Raw genomic sequence first — 13,820 nt, forward strand, 5'->3', positions numbered from 1 at the left:
GGTCACCAGCGCACCGGCAGGCGGGCCGGGGCGCGCAGCGGGGTGGTCTCGTCCCAGGGCAGGGACTCGGCGGGCTCGGCGAGTTCGATGCCGGGCAGGGTCTCCAGCAGCACCTGGATCACGACGGCCAGTTGCATCCGGGTCAGGTGCGCGCCGGTGCAGGCGTGCGGGCCGTGGCCGAAGGCGAGGTGCGGGTTGGGGGTGCGGGTGAGGTCGAGGCGGTCGGGGTCGGTGAACGCGGCGGGGTCGCGGTTGGCGGAGGCGGGCACCGGGACGACGGCGTCGCCGGCCCGGATCAGCTGCCCGTGGAGGGTGAGGTCCTGCTCGGCGACCAGGATGTTGATCGCGTTCATCAGCGGTACGTGGCGCAGCAGTTCGTCCACGGCGGCGGTGATCCCGGCGGGCTCCTCGCGCAGCCGGCGGAGCTGGTCGGGGTGGCTGAGCAGGGTGAGCAGGGCGTTGCCGGTGTGCTGCATGTTGGTCTTGTAGCCGGCCATCAGCATGGTGACGACGAAGCTGACCACGTCGTCCCGGACCAGCTCGCTGCCGGGGCGGCGGGTCTCGGCGAGCAGCAGCCGGATGTAGTCCCCGTCGCCGTCCGCCGCCTCGCCGTCCTGTTCCTTGCGGTCGAGCAGCTCCGAGGCGTAGTCCTGAAGGGCGTTCAGGGCGGCGAGGATGTCGTCCATGGTCAGCGCGGCGGCGCTGAGCAGGGTGAGGGTGTGCGGGAGGTAGCGGTCGCGGTCCTCGTGCGGGAGGCCGATGGTCTCGCACAGCACGCGCAGCGGCAGCGGTTCGACGTAGCCGGCCACCAGATCGGCGGTGCGGTCGGGCGAAGCGGCCGTCATGGTGTCGAGCAGCTCCCGCGCGATGGCGCGGATGCGGGGGCGCATGAACTCCAGCCGGCCGCGGCCGAACAGCGGCAGGACGGCGCGCCGTACCCGGTCGTGGTGCTCGCCGCGCATCTCCAGGAAGGTCGGCAGGCAGGGCGGCGGCGCGTCGTCGCCCTCGACCGGGGGCCAGGCGGACAGCAGCGGCCGGACCAGCCTCGGGTCGGCGAAGGCGGCCCGGGCGTCGGCGTAGCGGCTGAGCAGCCACGCGGTCTCGCCGTTGGGCAACTGGGCCTGGACGACGGGCTGTTCGGCGCGCAGCCGGGCGTAGGCGCAGGGCGGTCCGGCGGTGCCGGTCGTCACCTCGGGGACGGGAATGGGGACGGGGGCGGGGACGGCGGTATCGGTCATCGGGCGCTCTCCGGGGTGGCGGCGGCAACGGTGGTGGGGCGCGGGAGGTACCCGGAGGTGAAGAAGTACTCCAGGTAGCGGTCCAGCAGGGCGGCGTCGACCGGCGGGCAGTGCAGTCCGCTGTCCGCCAGCGCGGCGTCGGCGTTGTCCCGGCCGAGCACCGGGAAGGTGCCCTCGAAGTACAGCTCCTTGACGGACATGTCGGCGGTGCGGCTGCGGTCCACGCAGAGCGACACGAACGGGGCGGTGGCGCTGGTCGGGTTCGCCGCGACGTGGCGGACCAGCTCCTCCACCCACTGCGGGTACGGCAGCGTGCGGACCGCGCAGCCGGCCGCGCGCATCCGCTCGATGACGTCGGAGAGCATCGCCGGGCGGGGGTTGGTGAGGTGGTAGGTGCGGCCGTCGGCGTCCCGCCGGGTGGCGATGTGGACCACGGCCTCGGCGAGGTGGTCGACCGGGACGAAGTCCATCGGCAGGGCGATGTCCGGGGCCAGCCCGGTCTCGGCGATGGTCCGGAACAGCGAGCAGATCGCGGTCTCGGTGTTGCTCACCCCGCTCACCTGGTCGCCGGTCACCTCGTAGGGGCGGTGGACGGCCACCGGGAGTCCCTGCTCGGCGGCCCGGCGCAGCACCCCTTCGGCGACCCACTTGCTCTCGGCGTAGCCCATGGTGAGCCCGTCGGGGTGGGCGAGCGCGTCGTCCTCGGCGACCGCGCGCACCCCGGCGGCCCCGGCGCCGGCCACGACGGCGACGGTGGACAGGAAGTGGACCGGCACCCGGCGGGGCGCGGCGAGCCGGACGATCTCCCGGGTGCCGTCCACGTTGGGCGCGCGCAACTGCTCGTACGGGTAGAGGAAGTTGACCTGGGCGCCGTTGTGGACGATCAGGTCGAGGCGGTCGGCGAGTTCGGCGCGGTGCCCGGCCGGCAGGCCGAGGCCGGGCTCGGCGAGGTCGGCGGGGAAGCACTCCAGGCGCTGCCGGTCGGTCTCGTCCAGGTGCAGGCCGTAGCGGGCGAGGGCGGTGCGCACGCGCTGTTCGGCGTGGGCGGGGCTCGCGGCGCGGACCGGGCAGTGGATCCGGGCGGCGGTGCGGCGCAGCAGGGTGGTCAGCAGGAAGGCGCCGACGAAGCCGGAGGCGCCGGTGAGCAGCACCTCCTTGGGGTCCTGGGGGCAGGGCGCGGGGCCCTGGGCGGGCGGGAGGCGGAAGCCGAGTCCGGTCTCGCGGGCGAAGTCGACGGTGCTCTCGGCGGGGCCGGTCGGGGAGCCGTCGCGGGCGGCCCGGACGGCGTCGGTGAAGCGGGCCAGGGTGGGGGCGGTGAGCAGCGCCCGGATGAGGGTGGAGCTGAGGGCGGCGTCCAGGCCGAGGGCGGCGAGGGTGCGGGTGACGGCCTCGGAGGCGAGCAGGGAGTCGCCGCCGAGGTGGAAGAAGTCGTCCTCGGGGGCGGGCCGGGTGCGCAGCACCTGCTGCCAGATCCCGGCGAGCAGGCCGGCGAGTCCTTCGGCGGGCCGCGGGTCCGGCGTCTGCGCCCGGACGGCCACCGCGGCGGCGGCGCGCAGCGCCTTGCGGTCCACCTTGCCGCCGCTGGTCACCGGGAGGCGGTCCAGGGCGACGAGGGAGGGGACGGCCTGCGGGGGCAGCCAGCGGGAGCAGTAGCCGCGTAACCCGGGCAGCGGCAGCGGGTGGCCCGGGGCCACGGGGGTGACGTAGGCGGTCAGTCCGGCGCCGTCGGTCTCCACGACGGCCTCGGCCACGGACGGGTGGGCGCGCAGCCGCGCCTCGACCTCGTCGAGTTCGATGCGCGCCCCGCGCAGCTTCACCTGGCGGTCCGCGCGGCCGCGGTACTCCAGCAGGCCGTCGGCGTCGCGGACGACCCGGTCGCCGGTGCGGTAGAGGCGGGCGCCCGGGTCGGCCCGCGGCGGACGGACGAACCGCTGCGCGGTCAGCTGGTCGTCGCCGGGGTAGCCGAGGGCCAACCCGTCGCCGCCGACGTACAGTTCGCCCTCCTCGCCGGGCGCCGCGGGGGTGCCGTCGGGGCGCAGGACGTGGCAGGTGGTCGCCGCGTACGGGCGGCCGATCGGGACCTGGGTGGCGTCCTCGGGCAGCGGGCGCACCCGGTGGGCGGTGGAGACCACCGAATTCTCGGTCGGGCCGTAGAAGTTGACCACGGTGGTGGCGGGGCAGGCCGCGAGGACGGCGTTGGCCAGCCGCGGGTCCATCGCCTCGCCGCCGGCCGAGACGAACCGCAGGCCGGCCATGGCCTGCGGGCGGGTCCGGGCGAGGAGGTGGAAGACGCTGGTGGTGAGGTAGGCGACGGTGACGCCCCGGGTGCGGAGGAGGTCCTCCAGGGCGGTGGGCGACAGGAGTTCCTCGCGGTCGGCGATCACCAGGCAGGCGCCGGTGAGCAGGGCGCTCCAGATCTCGATGGTGGAGGCGTCCGAGGACAGGCCGTAGCCGTGCAGGATCCGGTCGCCGGGCCCGGGCGGCGGCAGTTCGCGGTCGGCCAGGACGAGCCGGACGATGCCCCGGTGCGGGATCGCCACGGGCTTGGGGCGGCCGGTGGTGCCGGAGGTGAAGGCGATGTAGGCGCAGTCGGCGGGGGCGGCGGGCGCTGTCGACGCGCCGGTGGGCGCCGGAGCGGTGTCCGCGTCGTCGACGGTGACCGGGATGCTCACCCGCAGGCCGCGGACCGGCCGTTCGGTGCCGGGCAGGGTGACGGCGGCGCGCAGTCCGGCGTCCTCGGCCATGGCGCGCAGGCGGGCCGGGGGCAGGTCGTCGTCCAGCGGTACGTAGGCGCAGCCGGCCTTGAGGATGCCCAGCAGGGCGATCAGCGCCTCGGGGGAGCGGCCGCCGCACACGCCGACGGGTTCGCCGGGGGTGAGGCCGGCGGCGAGCAGCCGGGCGGCCAGGGCGGTGGAGCGGGTGTCGAGCCGGCCGTAGCCGAGGGTGCGGTCGCGGTGCCGGACGGCCGGTGCGTCGGGGTGGGCGGCGGCCTGCCGGGCGAAGAGCTCCGGGAGGGTGAGGTGCTGCAGCCGGTCCTCGGAGCGGGCGGCGCGGGGGGCAGGGAGGTGGAGCGGGCGTGACGAGACGTCGATGTCGGTCATGGGTCCTTCTCGGGAGGGGGCTCCGTCGGCCGCGGCTGCGGACCGGTGCCGACGGCGCGTCGGGTCAGTCCGCGCTGTCGGCGGCGGGTTCGGCGGGGCCGGTGGGCCGGGCGGGTCCGGTGGACCGCGCCGGCTCGGCGGGCTCGGCGGGCTCGGTGAAGTCGGCCGCGAAGGCGGCGAAGTCGGCGGTGCGCCAGCGCTGCGGGCGCAGCCGGAAGAGGATGTCGTCCTTGAGCTGGTCGGCGGTGGTGTCGAGGTAGCCGCGGGCCTCGTCCGGATCGAGGTAGCGGTGCGCCAGGGCGTCCCGGACGGCGGGCGGCACCGGGTCCTCGATCGTGGCGACCGGCCCTTCGACGCTGACGTACCGGTAGGGCCGCCGCTCGTCCTGCACGCAGAGGCTGAACCGGCCGGCGGCGCGCAGCAGTCGGCCCTTGACCGTCTCGCGTCCGGTCTGGACGAGGATCTCGCCGCCGGGCCGGTAGTCGTACCAGACCGGCACGCTCAGGGGTGCGCGGTCGCCTTCTCTGGGGTCGGCGACGCTCAGCACGCCGACTCGGCGCTCGGCGAGGAAGAGCTCCCGGGCACGCGGGGACATGGTGGGCAGCATTGAGCGATCTCCTTGCTGGATGGGGAGGTTGAGCCCTGCGGTGGCTTCTCGCGCGCCTCGGTCGCGGCGGGCGGTGCGGCGCCGGACCTGCTGGCGCCCGACGGCAGGACGGGCCGACGGCCGCCCCGGCCGGGGCGGTGTCGGTGCCGGAGTGGGGGTGGCCACCGTGGCGCGGCTGCGCTTCGGGGACGTACGGTTCCGGCAGGAACAGCATGGCGGTCCTGGTACGGACAGTGACGGAGAGATCACAACCCTGTCGTGAACCTGTCACTCACTGGCCGGAAACCGGACGGCCGCCCCCGGAAACCGGACCGCCCCCGGGAGCGGTCTCCCGGGGGCGGTGTCGGTGAAAGGTGGTCGGCTACCGGTGGTCGGCTACCGGCCGTCGGTGCCCGGCACGACGGCGCTCGGCACGACGACGCCCTTGGGTTCGAGGAGGAACTGGGTGAGGCTGCCGTCGTGCGGGAGCCCCGGCACCAGGTCCCACGGGAGGGCGGTGCCCACCGTCACCTTGCGGATCCGCGGGTCCCGGACGGCCCGCGCCACCAGCGCGTCGTCGTCGGTGAGCAGGTTGAGCACCAGCGCCGGGCCGAGCGCCCCGGTGTCGCGGTCCGCCGACCACGGCGCGACCACGACGAACGGGAAGCCCAGCTCGGTGCCCACGGCCGGGTGGTCGGCGCGGTCCGCGGACAGCACCAGCGGGCGGAGCAGGAAGGAGCCGTCACCGAGGTCGACCACGAAGTCCCCGTCGTAGTGCGGGGTGCTGTGGTCGGTCAGCCCGTCCGCCAGCGTCGCGACGTGGCGGCGCAGCGCCTCGGCGCGCTCGCGCCCGACCACCAGCAGGGTCGCCTCCGGGTCGGTGACGGGCAGCACCGGCAACCGCGCCAGTCTCGCGGCGAGTTCGTCGGCGACCCGGGCGACCGGGGCGGTGGTGAGGACGGCGGACAGGTTGGTGCAGCGGGTTCCGCCGTCGTAGCCGGCCGCGGTGGCCAGGTGGTCCAGCAGCTCCGGGGTCGGTGCGGTGTCGAGCAGGGCCCGGGAGCGCCCCGGGCCACGGGTGGCGACGTGCCGGGCGTCCCGCCAGGAGGCCACCGCCTGGTCGCCGCCGAAGACGATGCCGCGGTCGGCCGAGTCGAGCAGGAAGGCGGCCGCGCGGTGGTCGCACGGCAGGTGGGCGAGCTTGTGCGGCGGCAGTCCGGCGGCCAGGAGTGCCGCGACCAGGCGGCGCGGGGTGAACGGGTCCCGGCTCCCCGGGCGCACCAGCACGCTGTAGCCGACGAACAGCGCGTGCACCCAGGAGACGTGCGGCAGCGGGTGGTTGCCGGCCATCACGGCCGCGAACACCCGCCCGCCGGGCACCCATTCCACCCGGTGGGTGGAGCCCGGCAGCGGGGGAGGCAGCTCCGCGGCGACGGTCCGGTCCAGCGCCTCGATCTCGGCGACGACGTCCGCCACCGCGAGGCGGACCGCGCGGACCGGAAGACCGGAACTGCGGACGACCCGGTCGACGTAGGCCTCGGGGTCCTCCCCGTCGAGTTCCGCGGTGGCGAACAACCGGGCCGCCTCGGGGAAGATCCGGGCAGCCGGCCGGAGCCCGTCGGCCGCGGCCCGCAGCCGGTCCAGGGCCAGCTGGGCGCCCAGCCTGGGGGCCACCCCGACATCGGCCAGCGCGGCACCGAACACGTCGGTCAGCAGCTGCCGGTCGGAGCTCGGCGCGGACACGCCCGCCACCAGGGGGTCGATGACCGTCGCGGCCACTAGTACACCCCTTCCACCACGTCGGCGCCCTCGAAGCGGGCGACGCTGGCGACCTCCGCGAGGCCGTCGACCGCGGAGCCGGCGGCGGGCGCCACCCGGATCGCGGTGTCCCGCTCCGCGATGTTCGGCAGGAACATCTCCTCGCTCACCAGGTGCAGCCGCACCTGGCCGCGCTCGCCGTACCCGACCGGGCGGCCGTCGCCGTCCACCAGCTCCAGCCGGGTGGTCTCCGCGAACGGCTCGAAGACGCAGGGGTGCACGTCGTCGTCCCGGCGCGGGCGCTGCGGGGCCACGCCCATCAGGCTGTTGCCGTAGACGCCGACCAGCGGGACGCCCGGGAACATCTCCCGCTCGACCAGCTGCAGGCTCTCCCGGCTGAAGGCCGTGCCGCCCCAGACGATCGCCCCGACCCGCTCGGCCACCAGGGCACGGAGGTCGGGGCGCGCGCAGATCGCCTCCAGCAGCGGCGGGGTGGTGTTCAGGACCGCCACCGGCTGGCTGCGCAGCACCAGTTCGGCCTGGTCCAGCACGTGGTCGAGGTAGTCCGAGGCCTCGCGCCGCCGGCCGGTGGACAGCAGCCGCTTGACCCAGCGGGGGTCCAGGTCGACGGTGTAGCACAGGCCGCCGCTACGGGCCGCGTATCCGGCGACGTCGAAGGCGATCACATGCGGCCCGGCCGGGCCGAGGTGGAGCCAGTTGCCGTGCTGCGGGACGCCGTTGGCCCGGAGCCGGTCGACGGCCCAGTCGACCATCCGGCTGCGGTAGCCGCCGTCGACCACCCGCTTGGGCAGGCCGGTGGTGCCACCGGACTCGTACACCCGGAAGGCCTGGCCGGGGGCCGCCCCGCGGGGTATCAGCTCGGCGGCCGGTACCGTCCTGAGTTCGTCGCTGACGTCGGGGAAGCGGCGCAGGTCGGCGGCGCCGGTGACCTCGGTGAGCGGGTCGAAGCCGAGCTCGGCGCGCTTGGCCAGCCAGAACGGCGAGCCGGTCGCCTCGTTGAAGTGCCAGGCCGTCATGGCCCGGACGTGCTGGTCGAAGTCGGTGCCCCCGTCCTCGGGGCGGTGGCCCGGCGCGGGTGCCCCGGCGCCGGTGACGTCGATCACGGTCTGATCCTGCACGATTCCCCATTCCTCCTTCGCGCCGCCCGACGTGGCGGCGTCCCGCCGCATTCCGTCGCCTGCGGCCGGGGTCGACGGCGTCGATGGGCCGGTGTCGACGGGCCGACGGGGTCGGCGCGGGGCCGCCCGTTTCGTCCCGGTGCGGAATCCGGTGAGACACCGTCAACCTATCGCCGGTGCACCGGTGGATCGGCCCGGATGAGCGGTCGCGCGGGGGTGGGGATGATCACTTCCAGCGCTGCGCACGGTGGCGCACGGCCGCGTGGGGGCACAGTGGCGGGACCGGATCCCGGGAGGAGGATTTTCTGCGCGGAATGTCCGCACGATCATCACGCCACGCTCATCCGGCACACAGACCGGGCCGTTACCGTGACGCTCCGGTCACGCGGTGGCCGGACTCCCTCGCCGTCCAGCTATCGGAATCCCTCTATCGGACAGGATGTCAGGATCATGACGATGAACAGCAAGCCGGGCCGTCGGTCCGTCCTCGGCGCGTTCGCCGCCGCGGCGGCGGTGCCCGTCGTCGGCGCCTGGGGCGCGGCTGCGGCGCCGCAGGGTCCGGCCGGGGCGGCCCGGGCGGTCGACGCGTCCGCCGAGCGGGAGTCGGCCGCCGGCCCGAACGTGATCATGCTCATCCGGCACGCGGAGAAGCCGACCGACTCCGGGGCGCCCTACGGCGTGACCGACCAGGGGAAGAAGGACAGCGAGTCGCTGACGGTGCAGGGTTGGACCCGGGCCGGCGCGCTGGTCGCGCTGTTCGCGCCGCGGACCGCCACCGGCGACCCCGCCCCGGTGCCGGCCGGACTCACCCGGCCCGCCGGGGTCTTCGCGGCCGACCCGACCACCGGAGGCAGCAAGCGGCCGGCGGAGACCATCTCCGTGGTGGCCGCCGCGCTCGGCCTGACCCCCGACGAGCAGTACGCCAAGGGCGACGAGGCCGGCCTCGCGACCGCGCTGCTCGCGTCCACCGGCCCGCAGCTGGTCGCCTGGGAGCACAAGAAGATCCCGGCGATCCTGGCGGGCCTCGGCCCGATCACCCCGGCGCCGCCCGCCTCCTGGCCGGACGACCGCTTCGACGTGGTCTGGGTGCTGACCGCGAACGGCAGCGGCTGGACGTTCAGCCAGGTCCCGCAGATGCTGCTGAACGGAGACTCCCCGAACCCGATCAGCTGACCGGGCGGAGCTGTCCGGCAGTCGGCCGACTGCCGGACAGCCGACCGGAGTTCGGCCGGGTCGGTCACCCGTCGGTGCGCTCGCGGGGCGGCAGCTCGTACAGTCCGGTGCCGGCGTGTGCCCCGTTGGTGATGTTGACCACGCCGACGTTGGCGTCCAGGCGGGTGCCGCGGGCCATGATGCCGGCGAAGCCGCGCGCCATGGTGAACACGCCCCAGGCGGTCAGCCATGGCTCCAACTGCCCGTTCTCGTCCGGGAACAGTTCGGTGACCGGACGGATCCGGCGCTGCACCACGTAGGGCTTGTCGAGCGCGGCGTCGAGGTGCGCGGCCCAGCTCTCCTCGGTCACGTCCCCGCCGAGGATCACCCCGCTGCCGCCGTGCAGCACCGTCGGTTTGAGGACGAGGTCGTGTCGGTCGGCCCGGGCGTACTCGAGCAGTTCCACCCGGTGTCCGTTCTCCAGCGTCACCGTGCCGGGCCGGACGGTCCGGGTCCACGGCAGGACGCGGTCGAACGCCGCCAACTCCTCGGCGCTGAACAGGTGCCGGTTGTTCTCGTCGGAGAGCATCGCGAGGGTGGTCTTGCTGGCGTAGAGCTCGGCGTCCAGCGGGACGAACAGCTTCACCTGGTCGGCCGCGGCCGCGCGGACGACCTGGTCCATCAGCGCCGGGGCCTCGGGGGATTCGAGCAGGTCCTCGGCGAGGAAGATCCGGTGGATGATGTCGACGGCCCGGTCACCGAGCCAGACCCGGCCGTCGCGGTAGTCGAGTTGGCCGATGTGGCAGGGGTGCGCGTCGGCGCCCAGGGTCCGCAGGAGGGCGCAGAACTCCTCCAGGAAGGCGGCCCAGCCGGTCAGGTAGCTGCTCGGCCAGTCGGCGACCGCGATGACCGGCCGGGACCGCGGGTCGAACCCGGTGGCGGCGTACATGGTGTGCAGCAGTTCCGCGGCGGTGTCGGCGAAGCCGAGGCCGTGCCGGGCGGCGAAGTCGGCGAGGAGCGGGTGTTCCAGCAGGGCCCGGGCCATCACGCCGTTGCCCAGGCCGCCGAGCGAGCTGGTCATGTTGACTTCCACGACCTTGAATCCGCTGTCGTCGACGCACAGATCCGTACGGGCCAGGCGGACCGCGGCGGCGCCCTGGCTGCGCAGGATCACCTCGATCTGGGTCTCGGTCATGCCGACGGCCCGGGCGAACGCGCCGAGGTCGCCGTCGAAGAGCCGGTCGGGCAGGCTGAACAGCGCGGCGTGGAGCGTGTCCAGGTCTGCCATCAGCTGCTCGTGCTCCTGGTGGCCGAGGAAGAGCGGGCGGGCCAGGAAGCGGTTCTCGAAGTCGATGCCGAGCAGGGCGTCGTGCTGCGCACGACCGAGCAGTTCGGTTGCGGTGGCCGTGCTCTCGCTCAGTTCGGCCAGATACCGCTCGGTCAGGGTGGGGCGGTCCACGGAAGGTCCTCTCGGGGGACGGGTGGGCGGTGGCGGCGGGCGGGTTCAGCCGCGCGCCGACTCCGCGCGGCGGGTGGCGACCAGGGCGCCCAGGGCCGCCAGGTCGGGCTGGCGCATGACCTCTGCGGCCCTGACCCGGATCGGGTAGGTGCTCTCGATCAGCGCGATCAGACGGGCGACGGCCAGCGAAGTCCCGCCCGATTCGGCGAAGTTGTCGGCGGGCGTGAGGTCGGGCTGGTCGAGCAGCCGGCGGCAGGCCACCAGCAGGAACGCCTCGGTGTCCTCCGCCTGCGGGGTCGGCGCTGCCCCGGGCGCGGTGGACGCCGAGGGGGCGGCCTGCCGGGCGAGCAGGGCGCGGTCGACCTTGCCGTTGGCGTTCAGCGGGAAGGCGTCGACGAAGCGGACCAGGGCGGGCACCGCCTGCTTCAGCACCCGGGAGCGGGCGGCGGCCAGCACAACGTCCCGGTCGGCCCGCGCGCCTTCGGCGAGCAGGAGGAAGGCGGCCAGCCGGAGACCGCCGCCGGTGCCCTGGTACGGGACCACGACGGCGCGCCGGACCGAGTCATGGGTCTCCAGGGCGGCCTCGACCTCGGCCGGTTCGATCCGGGCGCCGCTGATCTTCACCTGGTCGTCGATGCGGCCGAGGAACTCCAGCGGCCCGTCGGCGCGCATCACCGCCCGGTCGCCGGTCCGGTAGACCCGGTCCACGTACGGCTGACCTGCGGGGGCCGGCACGAAGTGTTCGGCGGTCCGCTGCGGGTCCAGGTAGCCGAGCGCCAGGCCCGCACCGCCGATCCGGACCTCTCCGGCGTGTCCCCTGGGCAGGATCCGGCCGTCCTCGTCGGTGACGAAGACGGCGTAGCCGGTCAGCGGCCGTCCGATCGGCACGACGGCGTTCGGGTCGTCGCTCCCGGGTTGCAGGCGGTGGGTGGTGGTGAGCACGGTGGCCTCGGCGGGACCGTACACGTTGTGCACCACCGCCGCGCACTGCGCGGGCGGCCGCACCCGCATCCGGTCGCCGCCCACCAGGATGTGGCGCAGGGCGAGGCCGGCGGGCCACGGCTGGGTGAAGGCGAGGTCGGCGAGCGGGGTCGGCAGCAGGCAGTGGGTGAGGCCCGACTCCCGCCACCACTGGAACAGTTCGGCCGTCGAGCCGCGGGCGTCCTCGGGCGCGACGTGCAGGGTGGCGCCCGACGACAGCGCCTCCCACAGCTCCTTGAGGTGGGCGTCGAAGGTGGTGCCGACGAAGAGGCCCACCCGGGACCCGGGACCGATCTCCAGCCGGTCGCAGGTCCAGCGGACCAGGTTGGCCAGCGCCTCCTGCGGCAGCAGCGCGATCTTGGGTTTGCCGGTGCTGCCCGAGGTGGTGACGGCGCAGAAGGCATCGCCGGGCGCGCCGTTGGCCGGTCCGCCGCGCAGGGCGACCACGAGCCCGTCCACCGCGTCGGCCGGCGCGACGGTCCAGCCGGGCGGCGGGGCGGTGGTGCCGTCGGTGAGCAGGCAGCCGATGTCGGCGTCCTCGGTGAGCGATTCCAGCCGTGCGGCCCCCGGCCGCGCGCCGAGGGCGAGGTAGACCGCGCCGATCCTGGCCAGCGCGACGGCCGTGGCCACCAGCAGCGCGGAACGCTCCAGGCAGACTCCCACCAGCCGGCCGCGGCCGACCCGGCCGCCGAGGGCCTGCACGATGCGGGCGGCGGCCCGGTCGAGCTCGCGGTAGCTCCAGGTGAGGGCGCCGTCCACGACCGCCGGGGCGTCGGGCTGCTCGGCCAGCCGGCTCTCGAACCAGTCGAGCGGCCCCGCCCCCGGCGCGGGAGCGGGTGCGGGCTTGCCGCCCCAGGCGATGCTGGGCAGCTGATGGCCGGTCGGTTGGTGGCCGGTCGGTTGGTGGCCGGTCGGTTCGGGGGAGGTCGGTTCGGGGAAGGTCATCTGGTCTCCTCGGGGCGTGGTTCGGGGTGGTGGGGTCAGCCGTCGGCTGCCGCGGTGAGTGCCGCGAGGCCGGTCGTGGAGTCGGCGAGGTAGGCCTCCAGCAGCGCGGTGAACTGCCGCTGCAGCTCGGCGATCCGGGGGCTGTCGTACAGGTCGGTGGCGAAGTCCCAGATCAGCAGCATGCCGCCGGGGCCCGTGCGGCTGTTGACGGTCCGCCGGGAGTCGGGGACCAGCACCACGTCGAGGTCGAAACGGGAGGTGCCGGTGTTGAACGCCTCGTGGACGGAAACCTCCAGGTCCAGTCCCTCGACGTGCGGGATCGGCGCGTCGTGCGCGCTGAACATGACCTGGAACAGCGGGTTGTCCAGGCCGGTGCCGGAGTGTTCGCCGAGCTCGTGGGCCAACCGCTGGACCGGGACGCCCTGGTGCGGCAGCGAGCGGATCAGGACCTCGGTGACCTCGTCGACCGCGGTCAGCGCGCTGTCGTCGGACCGGAGGCGGAGGCGCAGCGGGATGGTGTTGACGAACATCCCGACGCACTCCTGGAAGCCGGGCGGGCGGTTGCCCACCGCGCTGCCGATCACCAGGTCGGACCGGCCGCTCCGCCGGCGCAGCAGCTCCGCGAAGAGGGTGAGCAGGACCGAGAACGGGGTGTGCCCGTCGCGGCGGGCGGCCGCCCGCAGGCGCTCGGCCAGCTCGGGTGCCAGCAGCTGGCGCAGTTGGTCGCCGTGCGGGACGTCGCGGACCCGCCCCGGGTCGGTCAGGCCGGGCAGCGGCAGGTCGAAGGCGGCGCCGTCCAGGGTGTCCCGCCAGTACGCCAGGGCCTCGTCCTGGTGGCCCGGTCGCGCCTCGGCGGCCGCCGACTCACGGACGTGCTCGGCGTAGGAGCGGGGCTCGGGCAGATCGGCCGGGACGCCCTGGGCCAGTGCGCGGTAGGTGGTGAACAGGTCGCGCAGGACCAGGCCGAAGGACCAGCCGTCGTGCACCAGGTGGTGCTCGGTGTGCAGCAGCCGGTGGTGGTCCTCGGCCAGCCTGATCAGGCTCCACCGCACCATGGGCGCCTCGGCGGTGTCGAAGGGCTCGTCGTGCTGCTCGCGCCACAGCTCCTCGAAGGCGGCCTCGTGGTCGTCGCCGCCGGTCAGGTCCACGGTGCGGTAGCGCGGTGCGCAGCCGTCGTTCACCCGCTGCTGCGGGGGGAAGCCCTCGGGGTCGAGTTCGAGGCGGAACGCCTCGTGGCGGGCGAGCACGGTCGCCAGGCTCTGCCGCAGGGCCGGCTCGTCCAGCGGGCCGCGCAGGTCGAGGGAGGCGGTGAAGTTGTAGGCACGGCTCTCGGGGAAGAGTTCCTCGTGCAGCCAGACGATCTCCTGGGAACGGGAGAGGTTGAACATCGGCGCGGCCCTTTCCGGGTCGGTGGTCGTTCGGGGTGCGGGGCTGGTGGCCGGGGCGGCCTCGGACACCGCC

At 74.9% G+C, this 13,820-nt stretch carries 9 protein-coding genes; 1 reads left to right on the top strand and 8 read right to left on the bottom strand.

Annotation, left to right across the window (positions count from 1 at the left end):
- Window positions 1-2 precede the first annotated feature (2 nt).
- The 5 genes from ABTZ03_RS27790 to ABTZ03_RS27810 form a co-directional block, all read right to left on the bottom strand.
- On the bottom strand, window positions 3-1,238 hold the full coding sequence (locus ABTZ03_RS27790) for a cytochrome P450 family protein (protein WP_350515823.1): 1,236 nt from the start codon (window positions 1,236-1,238) through the stop codon (window positions 3-5).
- Complete coding sequence (locus tag ABTZ03_RS27795) at window positions 1,235-4,339, bottom strand: amino acid adenylation domain-containing protein (protein WP_350515824.1); 3,105 nt, start codon at window positions 4,337-4,339, stop codon at window positions 1,235-1,237. Before ABTZ03_RS27795 ends, ABTZ03_RS27790 begins: the two co-directional genes overlap by 4 nt.
- A gap of 64 nt (window positions 4,340-4,403) precedes the next feature.
- Window positions 4,404-4,946, bottom strand: a complete 543-nt coding sequence (locus ABTZ03_RS27800) for a pyridoxamine 5'-phosphate oxidase family protein (protein ID WP_350515825.1) — start codon at window positions 4,944-4,946, stop codon at window positions 4,404-4,406.
- A gap of 375 nt (window positions 4,947-5,321) precedes the next feature.
- Entirely contained in the window at window positions 5,322-6,704 is a 1,383-nt protein-coding gene (locus tag ABTZ03_RS27805) for an aldehyde dehydrogenase family protein (RefSeq protein WP_350515826.1), read from the bottom strand.
- Window positions 6,704-7,822: a class I adenylate-forming enzyme family protein gene (locus tag ABTZ03_RS27810; RefSeq protein WP_350515827.1), complete on the bottom strand. Its 1,119-nt coding sequence runs from the start codon at window positions 7,820-7,822 to the stop codon at window positions 6,704-6,706. Before ABTZ03_RS27810 ends, ABTZ03_RS27805 begins: the two co-directional genes overlap by 1 nt.
- A 450-nt stretch (window positions 7,823-8,272) precedes the next feature.
- Here ABTZ03_RS27810 and ABTZ03_RS27815 point away from each other — a divergent pair, with 450 nt between their 5' ends.
- Complete coding sequence (locus tag ABTZ03_RS27815; protein ID WP_350515828.1) at window positions 8,273-8,995, top strand: hypothetical protein; 723 nt, start codon at window positions 8,273-8,275, stop codon at window positions 8,993-8,995.
- A gap of 64 nt (window positions 8,996-9,059) precedes the next feature.
- On the opposite strand, the gene ABTZ03_RS27820 is transcribed toward ABTZ03_RS27815, so the two are convergent.
- The 3 genes from ABTZ03_RS27820 to ABTZ03_RS27830 are packed head-to-tail and all read right to left on the bottom strand — an operon-like array spanning window position 9,060 to window position 13,816.
- Window positions 9,060-10,433 (bottom strand): hypothetical protein, encoded by a 1,374-nt coding sequence (locus ABTZ03_RS27820; RefSeq protein ID WP_350515829.1) that lies wholly within the window; start codon window positions 10,431-10,433, stop codon window positions 9,060-9,062.
- A gap of 45 nt (window positions 10,434-10,478) precedes the next feature.
- On the bottom strand, window positions 10,479-12,359 hold the full coding sequence (locus tag ABTZ03_RS27825) for a non-ribosomal peptide synthetase (protein WP_350515830.1): 1,881 nt from the start codon (window positions 12,357-12,359) through the stop codon (window positions 10,479-10,481).
- 35 nt (window positions 12,360-12,394) lie between these two features.
- Window positions 12,395-13,816, bottom strand: coding sequence for a condensation domain-containing protein (locus tag ABTZ03_RS27830; RefSeq protein WP_350515831.1), 1,422 nt, complete (start codon window positions 13,814-13,816; stop codon window positions 12,395-12,397).
- Window positions 13,817-13,820: the final 4 nt, after the last annotated feature.

Origin of the sequence: Kitasatospora sp. NPDC096077, assembly GCF_040303245.1 — a bacterium.
Taxonomy (GTDB): Bacteria; Actinomycetota; Actinomycetes; order Streptomycetales; family Streptomycetaceae; genus Kitasatospora.

Bases quoted from the DNA above. Each gene is read 5' to 3' on its own strand.
- ABTZ03_RS27815 (WP_350515828.1), top strand. From the start codon at position 8,273: ATGACGATGAACAGCAAGCCGGGCCGTCGGTCCGTCCTCGGCGCGTTC.
- ABTZ03_RS27800 (WP_350515825.1), bottom strand. From the start codon at position 4,946: ATGCTGCCCACCATGTCCCCGCGTGCCCGGGAGCTCTTCCTCGCCGAG.
- ABTZ03_RS27790 (WP_350515823.1), bottom strand. From the start codon at position 1,238: ATGACCGATACCGCCGTCCCCGCCCCCGTCCCCATTCCCGTCCCCGAG.
- ABTZ03_RS27795 (WP_350515824.1), bottom strand. From the start codon at position 4,339: ATGACCGACATCGACGTCTCGTCACGCCCGCTCCACCTCCCTGCCCCC.
- ABTZ03_RS27825 (WP_350515830.1), bottom strand. From the start codon at position 12,359: ATGACCTTCCCCGAACCGACCTCCCCCGAACCGACCGGCCACCAACCG.